Source organism: Curtobacterium sp. NPDC089689 (assembly GCF_044749145.1).
Classification (GTDB): domain Bacteria; phylum Actinomycetota; class Actinomycetes; order Actinomycetales; family Microbacteriaceae; genus Curtobacterium.
Genome location: NZ_JBIVHJ010000002.1, coordinates 561,780 through 575,981, shown reverse-complemented (window position 1 = coordinate 575,981; position 14,202 = coordinate 561,780). Strand labels below are relative to the sequence as shown.

Genomic DNA, 14,202 nt, shown 5'->3' with positions numbered 1-14,202 from the left:
GAACGGACTGGAGGCACGGTGCCAGCTGGCACCGTGCCTCCAGTCCGGGAGACGCGGACGTCGTCAGGCGCGCGCCTGACGCACCCGGTCCACGAACGCGGCGTGCAGCGGGTGCTGCTCGTCGAGCCCTGTGATCTCCGTGGCGACCTCGCCGTCGGCCTTGTCCGACCGCAGCAGCTCCTGGAGCTGGACGCTCTGCTCGTCGTCCGCGACGTCGAAGCGGAGTGCCGCGCCCATCGCGTCGAGGAGCGCCGTGGGCTCGGTGCCGTCCTCGGCGAGGGCCGCTGCCGGCGAGACGAACCGCTCGTCACGGGAGAGCTTGCGGAGCGGCTGCCGGCCGACACGGGTGACCGTGTCGGGCAGGTGCGGGTTCTCGAACCGGGCGATGATCGCCTCGACGTAGGCGCGGTGCACCTCGGGGTCGAGCTCGTGGCGACGGACGAGCAGGTCGCTCGTCTCGGCGAGGACGGACTCGAGCTCGGACCGCACCGCCGGGATCGCGATGGCGTCGGCGATCTTGTCCGCGCCGGCGAGGTACCCGTGGTACGCGACCGTCGCGTGGCCGGTGTTGACCGTGAAGAGCTTGCGCTCGATCGACGCGGCGAGCCCGTCGACGTAGTGCGCACCGGGGATCTCCGGCTCGGACCCGTTGAACGGCGTGCGGTCGATGGCCCACTCGAAGTAGGTCTCCACCGTGACGTCGAGCCCGGCGCCCTCGGGCTGGGCCGGGACGATGCGGTCGACGGCCGTGTTCGCGAAGACAGCCTTAGCGAGGACCTGGTCGCGGGACTCGGCGGGCAGTGCCTCGACGATGGACTCGCGGAGGCGATCGGTGGCGTTGATCGCGTTCTCGCAGGCCATGACGGCGAGCGGCGGGGCACCCGCGTCGCGCTGCTGCAGACCCGCCGCGATGACCGGCGCGATGAACTTCAGCACGTTGGGGCCGACGGCGCAGGTGACGACGTCCGCGGCGGCGACCTCGGCGATGACGCCCGGCTCGTCCTGCGCGCTGTTCAGCGCGCGGAACCCGGTGACCTCGTGGTCCTTCGCGTCGGCACCGACCTCGTGCACGGTGTACGAGTCGGCGGCGGCGAGGGAGTCGATGAGCGGCGCGGCGACGTCGGCGAAGACGACCTCGTACCCGGCCTCGTGCAGGAGCAGGCCGACGAAACCGCGGCCGATGTTGCCGGCGCCGAAGTGGACGGCGGTGCGGTCGCTCACTCGTTGACCTCGCCGAGGATCGACAGGATCGCGGCGGTGTCGGGCGCGTCGGTCAGCTTCTGGACCTCGTCCTCGTCGGAGAACACGATCGCGATCTTCGAGAGGATGTCGAGGTGCTCGTTGTTGACGCCGGCGATGCCGACGACGAAGCGCACGGGGTTGCCGTCCCAGTCGATCGGGGTGGCGTAGCGGATGAACGAGAGCGCCGACGACTTGATGGCGTCCTTCGCGTCGTTCGTGCCGTGCGGGATGGCGAGGAAGTTGCCCATGTACGTCGAGACGCTCTTCTCACGCTCGAGCATCGCCGGGTAGTAGTCCGCGGTGACCGCGCCCGCAGCCTCGAGGATCTCGGCAGCCTCCTTCATCGCCTCCGACTTCGTCGGGGCGGTGTCCTCGGTGTGGATCCGGATCTGGCTCTCCTGCAGGACGGGCATCGGGGTTCTCCTTGCTTCGTGACGTGGCGTCGTGGACGTGTGGAGGGGACGAGCCGCGGCCCGTCCCCTCCGATACTGCACTTGCTTACTGGTTCTTGAGCTGTTCGACGACCTCGTCGTACTGCGGCGCGTTCATGAAGTTGCCGACGGACACGTGCTGCGCCCCCGGGTTCTTCTGCCGGGCACGGTCGGTGAGCTCCTCCTGCGTGATGATGAGGTCCTCGGTGCCGTCCAGGTTCGCGATCGCCTTGTTGACGACCGTGACCCCTTCGATGCCGGCCTTCTTCACCTTGTTGCGGAGGACGCTGGCACCCATCGCGCTGGAGCCCATGCCGGCGTCGCAGGCGAACACGACGTGCTCCACGCGGGTGGCCGTCGCGGTCGACGCCGAACCGACGCCGCCGAGCGTTGCCTCGGCCTCTTCCTCGTTGGCGGGCGCGTTGCCGCCGAGCAGACCCGAGGTCGCGGCGTTGACGTCGCGGCCCTTGTTGGCCTGGAGCTTCGCCATCGCGGCGCTCATGTCACCGGCGTTGCCCGCGGCGAGGTCACGCTTGCGGGTGGCGAGCAGGAAGAACGACGCGACCGCGAAGGACACACCGGCCGACAGGATCACCGAGAGGATCACGCCGAGGAAGCTGTCGCGGGGCGTGTTGCCGAGGACGGCGATGATCGAACCCGGTGATGCGGGAGCGGTCAGGCCCGAGTTGAAGATCACGTTGGTCAGGACGCCGGTGCCACCGCCGAGGATGACCGCGAGGAACAGGACCGGCTTCTGCAGCACGTACGGGAAGTAGATCTCGTGGATGCCGCCGAAGAACTGGATGATGATCGCGCCGGGGGCCGTCGAGCGGGCGATGCCGACACCGAAGAAGGTGAAGGCGAGCAGGATGCCGAGGCCCGGGCCGGGGTTCGCCTCGAGCAGGAACAGGATGCTCTTGCCGGACTCCTTGACCTGGTCGACGCCGAGCTGGTCGAGCACGCCGTGGTTGATGGCGTTGTTGAGGAAGAACACCTTCGCGGGCTCGATGAAGATGCTGGCGAGCGGCAGCAGCGAGTGCTGGATGAGGAACTCCACGGCGACGCCGAGGCCGTCGGCGATCGCGGTGAAGACCTTCGACAGCCAGAAGAAGCCGGCCATGAACAACCCGAACCCGAGGATGCCCGCGGAGTAGTTGTTCACGAGCATCTCGAAGCCGGGGCGGATCTTGCCGTCCCAGAGACGGTCCATCTGCTTGACGAGGTACGCGCCGAGCGGGCCGCAGATCATCGCGCCGAGGATCATCGTCGTGCCGGAGCCGAGGATGACGCCCATCGCGAAGATCGATCCGACCACCGCACCGCGGGTCTCGTAGACCATGCGTCCGCCCTGGATCGCGATCGCGAGCGGGATCAGGTAGGTCAGGATCGGGCCGACGACGCCGACGACGCTGCCGTCACGGGACCCACCCAGCGCGGCGACCGGGGTCCAGCCGTCCGGGATGAAGAAGGCGGTGATGATGCCCCACGCGATGAAGATCGCGATGTTGGGCATGACCATGCCGGAGAGGAAGGTGCCGAACTTCTGCACGGCGACGCGTGCGCCGCCCCGCGACTTCGCGGGAGCGTCGGGCGCTGCAACGGACGACGTTGTCATGTGCCTGGCTTTCTGTGATGGGTGCTGCAGTGGTGGAGGGGTGGGGGTGCTGCTGTGCTGCGGTGGTGCTGGGCTAGACGGCGTGCGCGGCGGCCGCGGCGGACTTGGCAGCCGCTGCGGTCGACGCGGCGAGTGCCGCCTTCGCCATCTCGCGGGCCTGTTCGAGCGTGTGCTTGCCGAGTTCGGCGCGCACGTCGGCGAGGGCCGCGGGGGTCATGGACAGGGTGGTGGCGCCCAGGCCGACGAGGACGACGGCGAGGAGCGGGTCGGCCGCAGCCTCGCCGCAGATGCCGACGGCCTTGCCGGCGTCTGCCCCGGCGGAGCCGAGCTGCGCGACGAGCCGGAGGACGGCGGGGTGCCACGGGTCCTGGTAGGACGCGACGGTGCCGAGCATGCGGTCGGCGGCCATCGTGTACTGGGTCAGGTCGTTCGTGCCGATCGACACGAAGTCGGCGGAGGTGAACACCTGCTCGGCCATGAGCGCGAGCGACGGCACCTCGGCCATCACGCCGGCGGTCCGGATGCCGAGTTCGCGCGCGAGGGCGACGAAGTACTCGGTCTCCTCGGCGTCGGCGACCATCGGGGCCATGACCCAGAGGTCGGCGTCGGTCTCGGCGTCGGCCTGCGCGAGGGCGGTGAGCTGGTCGCGCAGGACCTCCTCGTGGTTCCGGAGGGCTCGGAGGCCGCGGCGACCGAGGGCCGGGTTCTCCTCGTCCTTGTCGGTGAGGAACGGCAGGGGCTTGTCGGCACCGGCGTCGAGCGCGCGGACGACGACCTTCTTGCCGGGGAACGCCTCGAGCAGGCGTCGGTAGGACTCCTGCTGCTCGGCGACGGTCGGTGCCTTCGGCGAGTCGAGGAAGAGGAACTCGGTGCGGAAGAGCCCCACGCCCTCCGCACCGAGAGCGACGGCGCCCGCGGCGTCGGCGGGGCTGCCGAGGTTCGCGAGCAGGGGCACGGTGTGGCCGTCGGCCAGGGCACCGGCGGTGAGGGGGGCCTCGGCGGCGGCGAGCCGGTCGGCGATGCGCTGCTCGACCTCGGCGACGAGTTCGGCGGACGGATCGGTGACGACCGTGCCCCCGGCGGCGTCGACGACGACCTCGGTGCCGTCGACGAGCTGGTCCGCCCCGGTCACACCGACGATCGCGGTGATGCCCTTCGCGCGGGCGAGGATCGCGGTGTGGGAGGTCGGGCCGCCGTCGCGCGTGACGAGGGCGAGCACCTTCTCGAGGTCGAGGAGTGCGGTGTCGGCCGGCGCGAGGTCGCGGGCGACGAGCACGAAGGGGGTGTCCGACTCGGGGACCCCGGGTGCCGGGACGCCACGGAGCTTGGCGATGATGCGCTGGGCGACGTCGTCGAGGTCGGCTGCGCGCTCCCCCATGTACCCGCCCATCTGGACGAGGAGGTCGCGGAACTGGCCGAACGCCTCGAACACCGCACGCTCGGCGTTCGTGCCGCCGTCGATGCGGGCGTGCACGTCGTCGAGGAGCGTCGGGTCCTGCGCCATGAGCGCCTGGGCCTCGAGCACGGCCTGGGCGTCGCCGCCGGCGAGCTGTCCGCGCTTGTTGAGGTCCTCGGCCACCGCGGCGAGCGCCCCGGCCACGGCCTGCTTCGCGTCGTCCGCCGAACCGGTGAGTGCGTCCTGCGACGGGGCGCCGAGCGGGTCTGCCATCCGGAGGACCGGTCCGTGGGCGACGCCACGGCCGACGCCGGTGCCGAGCAGTTCGGGCATTCGAGACTCCTTCATCTCACGCGCGGTGGAGCGGTGCGGTGCGGTGGTGCGTTCGGTGGTGCGGTCGTGCAACTGGCAGCACACTACATCGATCCTCGTTGACAAACAAACACATCCGGGGATAAAAATGCAGAAACAGATGCCCGTTTGCGTCTGGTGACCAGAACGGATCGGGCGTGCCGGATCGAGACGTGCCCGAGCGTGTCCGTTCCGGCCCGATCAGCGAGCACCCGCACGAGCAGCACGAGACGACGAGGCCCACGATGTACGCACCCGAGCGCCACCAGCGCATCGTGGAACAAGCCCGGGCGCAGGGCCGGGTCGACGTGAAGGACCTCGCCGAACTGCTCGAGGTCACGCCGGAGACCATCCGCCGTGACCTGACGAGCCTCGAACGACGCGGTCTGGTCCGACGGGCGCACGGCGGCGCGATCCCCGTCGAACGCATCACGCTCCACCCCGGGGTCGGCGACCGCGGCGGCATCAACCAGGCCGAGAAGATGGTCATCGCCCAGGCGGCGCTCGAGGAGCTCCCCGAGAACGGCTCGATCATGATCGACGCCGGCACCTCTACCATCTGCCTCGCCGAGATGCTCCCCACCGACCGCGGCCTCACCGTCGTGACGCACTCACTGCCCGTCGCGATGGCGGTCGCGAACCGGCAGGGCCTCGACCTCCACCTCCTCGGCGGCAACATCCGCAGCGACTCGCTCGCGGGCGTCGGCACGTGGACGCACCAGCTCATCGGGATGGTGAGTGTCGACGTCGCGTTCATCAGCATCAACGGCATCACGCCCGAGCGCGGCCTCACGACGCACAACATGGCCGAGGCCGCCGTGAAGTCCGCCATGATCAAGTCGGCCCGGCGGAGCATCCTGCTCGCCGACCACACGAAGTTCGGCCGCGAGGAGTTCGGCCGCGTCGCACCCCTCGCCGCGATCGACACGATCATCACCGACCCCGGTGTGAACGCCGACCTCGTCCGCGAGGTCGAGGCCGCCGGCACCGAGGTGTTCTGGCCCGGTCGTTCCTGACCGCTGCCAGGACCAGCCCCACCCGACGCTCGCTACCATGAGCGCCACCACCCATCGACAGGAGTCCATTCGATGTCCGAAGCCACCCGCACCGTCACCGTCGCCAGCGCGTCCGGCCTGCACGCCCGCCCCGCGTCCCTGTTCGTCCAGACCGTGACCGCGTCCGGCCACCAGGTCACCATCGCGAAGGGCGACAAGTCCGGCAACGCCGGCAGCATCCTCGCGCTGCTCGGCCTCGGCATCGAGAACGGCGACGAGGTCACCCTCACGGTGTCGGGCGACGACGCCGAGAAGACCGCCGACGACCTCGTCGAGTTCCTGCAGACGGACCACGACGCGGCCTGATCAGGCAGGTCGCGTCCTCGACGCGACCACCCGACCGACGGGAGGCGCGGTGCCGGCTGGCAGCGCGCCTCCCGTCCGTCATCCGGTCACCGCCGCAGCCGCGCGGGGACCGATCACGCGTACCAGCGTCCCAGGAACCCCGCCGTGCCCATGGCCGCGACGAGCGCACCTCCGGCCGCGGCTGCGGCCACACCGTCCGCGAGCCCCGGGGCACCCGTGCCGGCGAGCACGAGCAGGACGCCTGCCGCGACGAGCGTCGCCGCCTGCAGGACGGGGACGACCACGACGCCGGGCACTCGACGCCGGACCAGCCCCACGAACGGCCGCCACCCCGTCGGGAGCGCCCGACCGAGCCGGCGGAGCACCGCGACCTGGGCGAGGACCACTCCGACGATCAACGCCGCGCAGCACAGCTCGGGGGGCAGGGGGTCGTCGACCACCATGCCGACGAGTACCCCCACGGTGCCGGCGAGCACGAGACCGACGACGATGAACGCCGTCCCCAGCGACGCCAGACGGACGACGGCACGACGGAACGCGCCGAGCGGGCCGGCCGCGTCAGGGTGCTCCGCGAGGACGAGTGCGGCGTCGGCGAGCACTGCGATCGTGCTGCCACGGCGTTCGCGTGCTCGGAGGAGCTGCCAGCGGGGCCACGGGTCCGCGGGGGTCGCCGCCACCGCGGCGACGAGGGCGCGCTCGGCGGTGACCGGGTAGCCCTCGCGGGCGGCCAGCCATGCGAGGGCGAGGTTCACCTGTGCGTGCTGCGGGTGCGCGGTGGCGGCCCGGGTCGCGGCGGCGTAGGTCGCCGCGTCCACCTGTCCGGTGCGGAGGTCGAGGACGAGCTGCGCTGCCGCCAGGCCGCCGTCGCTCGGGACGAGCTCGACGGCTGCCGCCCAGGCCGACCGGGCCTCGACAACGTCGTCGGCCTCCTCGGCGAGGTGCGCGGCGAGGAGGTACCCCTCGACGTCATCGGGATCGGTGGTGATCGCCCGGCGGACTGCCGTGCGCGCGGCGTCGAGGTCACCGGCCGACCAGAACGCGACCGCGAGGATCCGGAGCACCTCCGGGTCGTCGCCGTGCAGGGCGAGCGCACCGGTCAGTGGCTCGACGGCGTCCTCGGGCCAGCCGTGCTCCAGGAGTTCCGAGGCCGCCACGAGGGCACGCTCGACCTGCGGGTGGCGCCAGGGCGGAGGATCGGCGACGGGGTCGGTCACGGGCTCATCGTGGCGGGGCGACCGGCGGGCGGACAAGCCCGCGCACGGGGGTCGCGACCTACGAGCGCGCTGGCGGGATCGGCGGGATCGGGCGCAGCTCGCCCCACGCGAAGCTGCTCTCGGCGATGAAGTCCTGCAGGTCGTCGGCCATCTTCAGCAGCATCTCCTGCTCCCCCTCGCCGAGCCAGAGCCACGAATCCCCGTCGTCTCCGGCGATCGACCATGCGAGGGCCATCCCCTCGTCGGCGACCTCCGTCTCGACTACTCGGCGGAGTCGTTCGGACCAGTCGGTGTACACCCAGAACTCCGCTCCGCGGAACTCGTCCGGGCGCAGCATCTGCTCGGCCACGGGTCGGAACGCGGCGAGCAGCTCGCCCACGGTCAGCACGACGGTCATTGCCGGAGCCTACGGCGGGCGGGGCTGTCCGTGGCCGCCGATAGGCTGGGCGGCATGACACGCCTGCGCCTCGCATCCGTCAACGTGAACGGCGTCCGTGCCGCGTTCCGGAAGGGCATGGGCGACTGGCTCGCCACGCGCGACGTCGACGTCCTCGCCCTGCAGGAGGTCCGTGCGTCGAGCGACGACCTCGCGGGGCTCCTCGGCGACGAGTGGGACATCGTGCACGACCCCGCCTCGGCGAAGGGCCGCGCGGGCGTCGCGATCGCTTCCCGGCACCGGGCGCAGATCCACCGTGTCGCGCTGGGGGCGGAGGAGTTCGACTCCGCCGGCCGCTGGCTCGAGGCCGACTACGAGATCGACGGCACCACGGTGACGGTCGTGTCGACGTACGTGCACTCGGGCGAGGTCGACACCCCGAAGCAGGACGAGAAGTGGAAGTTCCTCGACGCGATGACCGAGCGACTCCCGGAGCTCCGGGCGCACAACCCGCTCGCGGTCGTCGTGGGTGACCTCAACGTCGGGCACGACGAGCGCGACATCAAGAACTGGAAGGGCAACGTGAAGCGGGCCGGGTTCCTCCCCCGCGAGCGCGCCTACTTCTCCCGGTTCTTCGGTGCCGAGGGCGAGCCGGTCGAGGGCGCTGACGGGTCCACCGGCACGGGGCTGGGCTGGGTCGACGTCGGCCGCGAGCAGGCCGGAGACGTCGACGGCCCGTACACCTGGTGGTCGTGGCGCGGTCAGGCGTTCGACAACGACTCCGGTTGGCGCATCGACTACCACGTCGCCACCCCCGAACTCGCCGAGAAGGTCTCGCACTACACGGTCGACCGCGCCGCGGCGTACGACCAGCGATGGTCCGACCACGCCCCCGTGGTCGTCGACTACGAGATCTGATCCCCTCCCGCTCCAGCGCAACAGGACACCAGCATGACCACGACCCGCATCTTCTCCGGCATCCAGCCCTCGGCCGGATCCCTCCACCTCGGCAACTACATCGGCGCGCTCATGCAGTGGCGGACGCTGCTCGACGACCACGACGCCATCTACTGCGTCGTCGACATGCACGCGATCACCACCGCGCAGGACCCGGCCGAGCTCCGGGCGAACACCCGTGCCACGGCGGCGCAGTACATCGCGTCGGGCATCGACCCGTCGAAGGCGACGCTCTTCGTCCAGTCGCAGGTGCCCGCACACGCCGAGCTCGCCTGGGTGCTCAACACCCTCACCGGCTTCGGCGAGGCCAGCCGGATGACCCAGTTCAAGGACAAGTCGGCCCGTCAGGGTGCCGACGCGGCCTCGGTCGGGCTCTTCACCTACCCGATCCTCATGGCGGCGGACATCCTGCTGTACGACACGAAGGTCGTCCCCGTCGGCGACGACCAGCGGCAGCACGTGGAGCTGACGCGCGACCTCGCCGGGCGGTTCAACTCGCGGTTCGGCGACACGTTCGTCGTTCCCGAGGCCCGGATCCTCACCGACACGGCCCGCATCTACGACCTCCAGGACCCGACGAACAAGATGAGCAAGTCGGCGGCGTCCGACAACGGGCTCATCCGACTGCTCGACGATCCGAAGCGCACCGCGAAGAAGATCCGCTCGGCGGTCACCGACACCGAGCGCGAGATCCGGGCCGACCGCCAGGCGAAGCCCGGTGTGACGAACCTGCTGTCGATCCTGTCGGCGTTCACGGGCACCCCCGTGGCCGACCTCGAGGCGTCCTTCCAGGGAAAGGGGTACGGCGACCTGAAGGGCGAGGTGGCCGACGCGGTCGTCGCCGAGCTCGAGCCCGTGCGTACCCGCACGCTCGAACTCCTCGACGACCCGGCGGAGCTCGACCGGCTCCTCGCCGTCGGTGCCGACCGTGCGGAGTCGATCGCGCAGCAGACCCTCGCGCGCGTGTACGACCGCATCGGGTTCGTCCCGCGCGTCCGCAGCTGAGCACGACGTGATCCCGGTCGTCCTCGAGTCCGCGCGGGTGCGCCTCGACGTGCCCACCCGCGCGGACACGGCAGCCATCGTCGCCGGCTGCCAGGACCCCGACGTCGCGCGCTGGACGACCGTGCCGCGACCGTACGGACCCGAGCACGCGCGGTCCTTCGTGGACGCCCTCGTCGGCCCGGGATGGGCGTCGGACCGGGAGTACACCTGGGCGATCCGGCGCAGCGGCTCCGCCCTGCTCGAGGGCGTGATCGGGTACCGGACCGAGCGGCGTGACGTCGGGTTCTGGCTCGCACCCGCCGCACGTGGCGCCGGGCTCGTGCACGACGCCCTCGAGCTCGTGGTGACGTGGGCGTTCGAGCAGGGCGCTCCCGACGTCGCGTGGGAGTGCTACGAGGGCAACACCGCCTCCGCAGCGGTCGCCCGGGCCGCGGGGTTCTCCTTCACGGGGAGCGGTCCGGCGGCGAACCCCGGTAGTGACGGCGGCCCCACACCCGCGTGGCACGCGCGGCGTCGTGCGGACGGCGCGCCGGCGTCCGACCTGTCATGGCCCACAGCGTCGTTCGCCCACAGCGTGTAGTTCGATGACGTGTCACCGACTTGTCGTCGGTAGTGTCGAGGAGTGACCAGCACCCCCTCCGGAACCGCGACCCCGGCCGAGGTCCGGGCGATGCGCCGCGGCCTCGAGATCGCGGCGCTCGGCCCCGCCGTCGGCGACCACGCTCGGGTCGGAGCGGTGATCCTCTCCCCCGACGGCACGGTCCTCGCCGAGGGCTGGCACAAGGGCGCCGGCACGCCGCACGCCGAGGTCGACGCGATGGCGAAGGTCGACCCGGCACTGCTCCGCGGCGCGACCGCCGTCGTGACCCTGGAGCCGTGCAACCACACCGGGCGGACAGGCCCCTGCGCACTCGCCCTCGTCGAGGCCGGCATCGGCCGCGTCGTGTACGCGATCGACGACCCGGGGGCGCACGTGCACGGCGGCGCCGACCGGCTCCGCGCCGCCGGCGTCGACGTCGTGTCCGGGGTCCTCGCCGCCGAGGCCGAGACGTTCCTCGAGCGCTGGCTGCTCTCGGTCCGGCTCGGTCGCCCGTGGGTGACCGCGAAGTGGGCGTCGAGCCTCGACGGACGCGCTGCAGCGGCCGACGGGACCAGCCAGTGGATCACCGGTGCCGCCGCACGCCAGCACGTCCACGAACAGCGGGCGGCGCACGACGCGATCCTCGTCGGCACCGGCACCGTGCTCGCCGACGACCCCTCCCTCACCGCACGGGGCGATGCGGGTGAGCTCCTCGCCGACCAGCCCCTCCCGGTGGTCTTCGGCGACCGACCGGTCCCGGGCACCGCCGCGCTCCGCCGGCACCCGCGCGGCCTCGTCACACTGCCGGGGCACGACCTCGCGGCGTCCCTGGCGGCCCTCCGCGACCACGGCGTGCACTCGGTCTTCGTCGAGGGCGGCCCCACCCTGACCTCCGCGCTCATCGCGGCCGGCCTCGTGGACGAGTACCTCGTCTACGTCGCCCCCGTGCTGCTCGGCGGACCCCGCGTCGCGGTCGACGACCTCGGCGTGGGAAGCATGACCGACCGCCTGCGGTTGGACGTAACATCGACCACCAGTCTGGGTCCCGACCTCCTGGTCCGGGCCCGGCCGCACGGCGCCGCGCACCCTGGGACGGCGCCCCAGAACGACCGGAGCACACGATGACCGACGCACTGACCTCCCCCACGCCGGGGAGCCCGGTCCAGTTCGAGGTGTCCACGAACGTCCCGACCACCCACGGCACGTTCGAGATGCGCGCCTACCGCGACCTCGTCACGGGCGCCGAGCACGTCGCCATCATCGGAACGCTCCCCGACGGCTCACGCCCGGGCGACGGTGCGCTCGTGCGGGTGCACTCGGAGTGCCTGACCGGCGAAGCCTTCGGATCGCTGAAGTGCGAGTGCGGACCGCAGCTCGACGCGGCGCTCGACACGATCGCGTCCGAGGGCGGCGTGGTCGTCTACCTCCGTGGGCAGGAGGGACGCGGCATCGGCCTGATCAACAAGCTCAAGGCCTACCGCCTCCAGGAGGACGGGCTCGACACCCTCGACGCGAACCTCGCGCTCGGGTTGCCCGCCGACTCGCGCGAGTACGGGGGCGCCGCGGGCATCCTCGCCGACCTCGGGATCACGAGCGTCCGCCTCCTCTCGAACAACCCGGAGAAGCGCCGGCAGCTCGAGGAGCACGGCATCGCGGTCGAGTCGCTCGTGCCGCTCGTCGTCGGCATCTCCGCGCAGAACGCGGGCTACCTCGACACCAAGCGGGACCGCATGGGCCACCAGCTGCCCGCCCACCTCGAGGCCGGCGCCGCGAGCTGAGCGACCGCGCACCAGCGCGACCACGGCGCGCACCAGCGCGACCACCCCCGGGAGGCGCGGAGCACGGACGACGTGCACCGCGCCTCCCGGCCGTTCGTTCTCTGCGGATTCGCAGGAAAGCGACATCTGTCGTAGGCTGTGAGCCCCCGTCACAAGCGGTCAACCACTCACCGAACGCACCCGATCGGCGACGCGCCACCTGCGCGAACCGACCGGTGTCCGCCGTCCGGAACACCGCTGCACCCCTCCCGGGTGCTCCCCTCGGAGTCACCACACACGCATGTCAGCCGCATCGGCACCCAGCACGACCACCCCGGCACCCGCAGGCAACCCGCGCTCCCGCGTCGTCATCGCCAGCCTCGTCGGGACCTCCATCGAGTTCTACGACTTCTACGTCTACGCGACCGCGGCGGTCCTCGTCTTCCCGACGCTGTTCTTCCCGAACGAGGACCCGACCGCCTCGCAGCTGTCGTCGTTCGTGACGTTCGCCCTCGCGTTCTTCGCCCGACCCGTCGGCTCGATCATCTTCGGCCACTTCGGTGACCGCATCGGCCGCAAGGCCACGCTCGTCGCCTCGCTGCTCGTGATGGGCACGGCGACGTTCCTCATCGGCTGCCTGCCGACGTTCGACTCGATCGGCATCTGGGCGCCCGTCCTGCTCGCCGTCATGCGCTTCGCACAGGGCGTCGGGCTCGGTGGCGAGTGGTCCGGTGCGGCGCTGCTCGCGACCGAGAACGCCCCGAAGGGCAAGCGCGGCGTGTTCGGCTCGCTCCCCCAGCTCGGCGCCCCGATCGGCTTCCTGCTCGCGAACGGGCTCTTCATCGCCATCAACGCCGCGATGCCCGCCGGCGCGGACGGCACGGCGAACGCCGACTTCCAGGCGTGGGGCTGGCGCATCCCGTTCCTGCTCTCCGCCGTCCTCGTGATCGTCGGTCTCTACGTGCGGTTCAAGCTCGTGGAGTCGACCGTCTTCCGCGGCGTGCAGGAGTCCGGCACGGTCGCGAAGGTCCCGCTGGCCCGGGTGTTCCGCACCTCGTGGCGACCGCTCATCGTGGGGACGTTCGGCATGGTCGCGACCTACGTGCTCTTCTACTTCATGACGACGTTCACGCTGACCTACGGCACCACGGGCGCCACGGCCGGTCCCCTCGTCCCGAAGATCGGCCTCGGGTACTCCCGCGGCGAGTTCCTGACGCTGCTCATGATCGGCGTGGTGTTCTTCGGCATCCTCACCCCGGTCGCCGGGTTCCTCGCGGACCGGTTCGGCCGCCGGTCGACGCTCCTGTGGACCACCGCTGGCATCGCCGTGTTCGGCCTGACGTTCCAGATCTGGTTCGCCGCCTCGCACGGGCCGATCACCGTCGTCACCTTCCTGATCGTCGGTCTGTCGCTCATGGGCCTGACGTTCGGGCCGATGGGCGCCCTACTGCCGGAGCTGTTCCCGACGAACGTCCGGTACACGGGTTCGGCGGTGGCGTACAACGTCGCGTCGATCCTCGGTGCGTCGCTCGCCCCGACCGTGGCGCTCGCGCTGTGGAAGGCCGACGGGAACATCTTCCTCGTCGGGCTCTACCTGACCATCGCCGCGGTCGTGACGCTCGTCGCGCTCTTCTTCGTCAAGGAGACGCGGCACGCGGACTTCGGCGAGGCCGAGGCCGAGCGCGTGCTCGGCGTCCCCGCCGACGCGGCGGCCGGCGACGGCCACGTGCGCTCCTCGGGGAGCCTCGCCCCGTAACGCACCCGGGTGCGCACGTCAGGGACGGGAGGCGCGGGGGCCGCGGGGCCCCCCCCCCCCCGCCGGCGGGGGGGGGGGGGGGGGGGGCCGGGCCGCCCCCCCCAAACGCCCGCATCCGCGCGGGCCGGGGCCGCCCCGCACCGGCCACCCCGGGTGACACA

The 14,202-nt window shown here is 71.6% G+C and carries 13 protein-coding genes and 1 pseudogene; 8 read left to right on the top strand and 6 right to left on the bottom strand.

All coding sequences use genetic code 11. The features are described from left to right. Nucleotides 1–63 precede the first annotated feature (63 nt). The 4 genes from ACIPYW_RS10975 to ptsP all read right to left on the bottom strand — a co-directional run bounded on the left by ACIPYW_RS10975 (nt 64) and on the right by ptsP (nt 5,017). The gene (locus ACIPYW_RS10975; RefSeq protein ID WP_400413297.1) at nt 64–1,221 is read right to left on the bottom strand and encodes a mannitol-1-phosphate 5-dehydrogenase; all 1,158 of its coding nucleotides are present in this window, start codon (nt 1,219–1,221) and stop codon (nt 64–66) included. Beyond that, nucleotides 1,218–1,655, bottom strand: coding sequence for a PTS sugar transporter subunit IIA (locus tag ACIPYW_RS10970; RefSeq protein WP_022907882.1), 438 nt, complete (start codon nt 1,653–1,655; stop codon nt 1,218–1,220). The genes ACIPYW_RS10975 and ACIPYW_RS10970 overlap by 4 nt, the downstream gene beginning before the upstream one ends. A gap of 85 nt (nt 1,656–1,740) precedes the next feature. After that, nucleotides 1,741–3,288 (bottom strand): PTS mannitol transporter subunit IICB, encoded by a 1,548-nt coding sequence (locus tag ACIPYW_RS10965; protein ID WP_400413294.1) that lies wholly within the window; start codon nt 3,286–3,288, stop codon nt 1,741–1,743. Nucleotides 3,289–3,361: 73 nt separating this feature from the next. Further along, nucleotides 3,362–5,017, bottom strand: a complete 1,656-nt coding sequence (gene ptsP, locus ACIPYW_RS10960; protein WP_400413292.1) for a phosphoenolpyruvate--protein phosphotransferase — start codon at nt 5,015–5,017, stop codon at nt 3,362–3,364. A 263-nt stretch (nt 5,018–5,280) separates the two neighbouring features. Between ptsP and ACIPYW_RS10955 the strand changes: the two genes are divergently transcribed. Beyond that, nucleotides 5,281–6,051 (top strand): DeoR/GlpR family DNA-binding transcription regulator, encoded by a 771-nt coding sequence (locus tag ACIPYW_RS10955; RefSeq protein ID WP_290134215.1) that lies wholly within the window; start codon nt 5,281–5,283, stop codon nt 6,049–6,051. Nucleotides 6,052–6,123: 72 nt separating this feature from the next. Continuing rightward, nucleotides 6,124–6,396 (top strand): HPr family phosphocarrier protein, encoded by a 273-nt coding sequence (locus ACIPYW_RS10950; RefSeq protein WP_022904964.1) that lies wholly within the window; start codon nt 6,124–6,126, stop codon nt 6,394–6,396. A 113-nt stretch (nt 6,397–6,509) separates the two neighbouring features. On the opposite strand, the gene ACIPYW_RS10945 is transcribed toward ACIPYW_RS10950, so the two are convergent. Both ACIPYW_RS10945 and ACIPYW_RS10940 read right to left on the bottom strand, forming a co-directional pair. Beyond that, nucleotides 6,510–7,610 (bottom strand): tetratricopeptide repeat protein, encoded by a 1,101-nt coding sequence (locus ACIPYW_RS10945; RefSeq protein ID WP_400413290.1) that lies wholly within the window; start codon nt 7,608–7,610, stop codon nt 6,510–6,512. Between the two features lie 58 nt (nt 7,611–7,668). Further along, nucleotides 7,669–8,007, bottom strand: a complete 339-nt coding sequence (locus ACIPYW_RS10940) for a hypothetical protein (protein WP_290131290.1) — start codon at nt 8,005–8,007, stop codon at nt 7,669–7,671. 54 nt (nt 8,008–8,061) lie between these two features. Here ACIPYW_RS10940 and ACIPYW_RS10935 point away from each other — a divergent pair, with 54 nt between their 5' ends. The 6 genes and pseudogenes from ACIPYW_RS10935 to ACIPYW_RS10910 all read left to right on the top strand — a co-directional run bounded on the left by ACIPYW_RS10935 (nt 8,062) and on the right by ACIPYW_RS10910 (nt 14,041). Continuing rightward, nucleotides 8,062–8,904, top strand: a complete 843-nt coding sequence (locus ACIPYW_RS10935) for an exodeoxyribonuclease III (protein WP_400413287.1) — start codon at nt 8,062–8,064, stop codon at nt 8,902–8,904. Between the two features lie 33 nt (nt 8,905–8,937). Then, nucleotides 8,938–9,948, top strand: coding sequence for a tryptophan--tRNA ligase (gene trpS, locus ACIPYW_RS10930; protein ID WP_400413284.1), 1,011 nt, complete (start codon nt 8,938–8,940; stop codon nt 9,946–9,948). A gap of 7 nt (nt 9,949–9,955) precedes the next feature. Then, the gene (locus ACIPYW_RS10925; RefSeq protein ID WP_400413282.1) at nt 9,956–10,528 is read left to right on the top strand and encodes a GNAT family N-acetyltransferase; all 573 of its coding nucleotides are present in this window, start codon (nt 9,956–9,958) and stop codon (nt 10,526–10,528) included. A 90-nt stretch (nt 10,529–10,618) separates the two neighbouring features. After that, nucleotides 10,619–11,653 (top strand): bifunctional diaminohydroxyphosphoribosylaminopyrimidine deaminase/5-amino-6-(5-phosphoribosylamino)uracil reductase RibD, encoded by a 1,035-nt coding sequence (gene ribD, locus ACIPYW_RS10920; protein ID WP_400413609.1) that lies wholly within the window; start codon nt 10,619–10,621, stop codon nt 11,651–11,653. Nucleotides 11,654–11,676: 23 nt separating this feature from the next. Beyond that, nucleotides 11,677–12,306 (top strand): annotated as a pseudogene (gene ribA / locus ACIPYW_RS10915) (GTP cyclohydrolase II); the annotation flags it as partial. A 280-nt stretch (nt 12,307–12,586) separates the two neighbouring features. Next, the gene (locus tag ACIPYW_RS10910; protein WP_400413279.1) at nt 12,587–14,041 is read left to right on the top strand and encodes an MFS transporter; all 1,455 of its coding nucleotides are present in this window, start codon (nt 12,587–12,589) and stop codon (nt 14,039–14,041) included. Nucleotides 14,042–14,202: the final 161 nt, after the last annotated feature.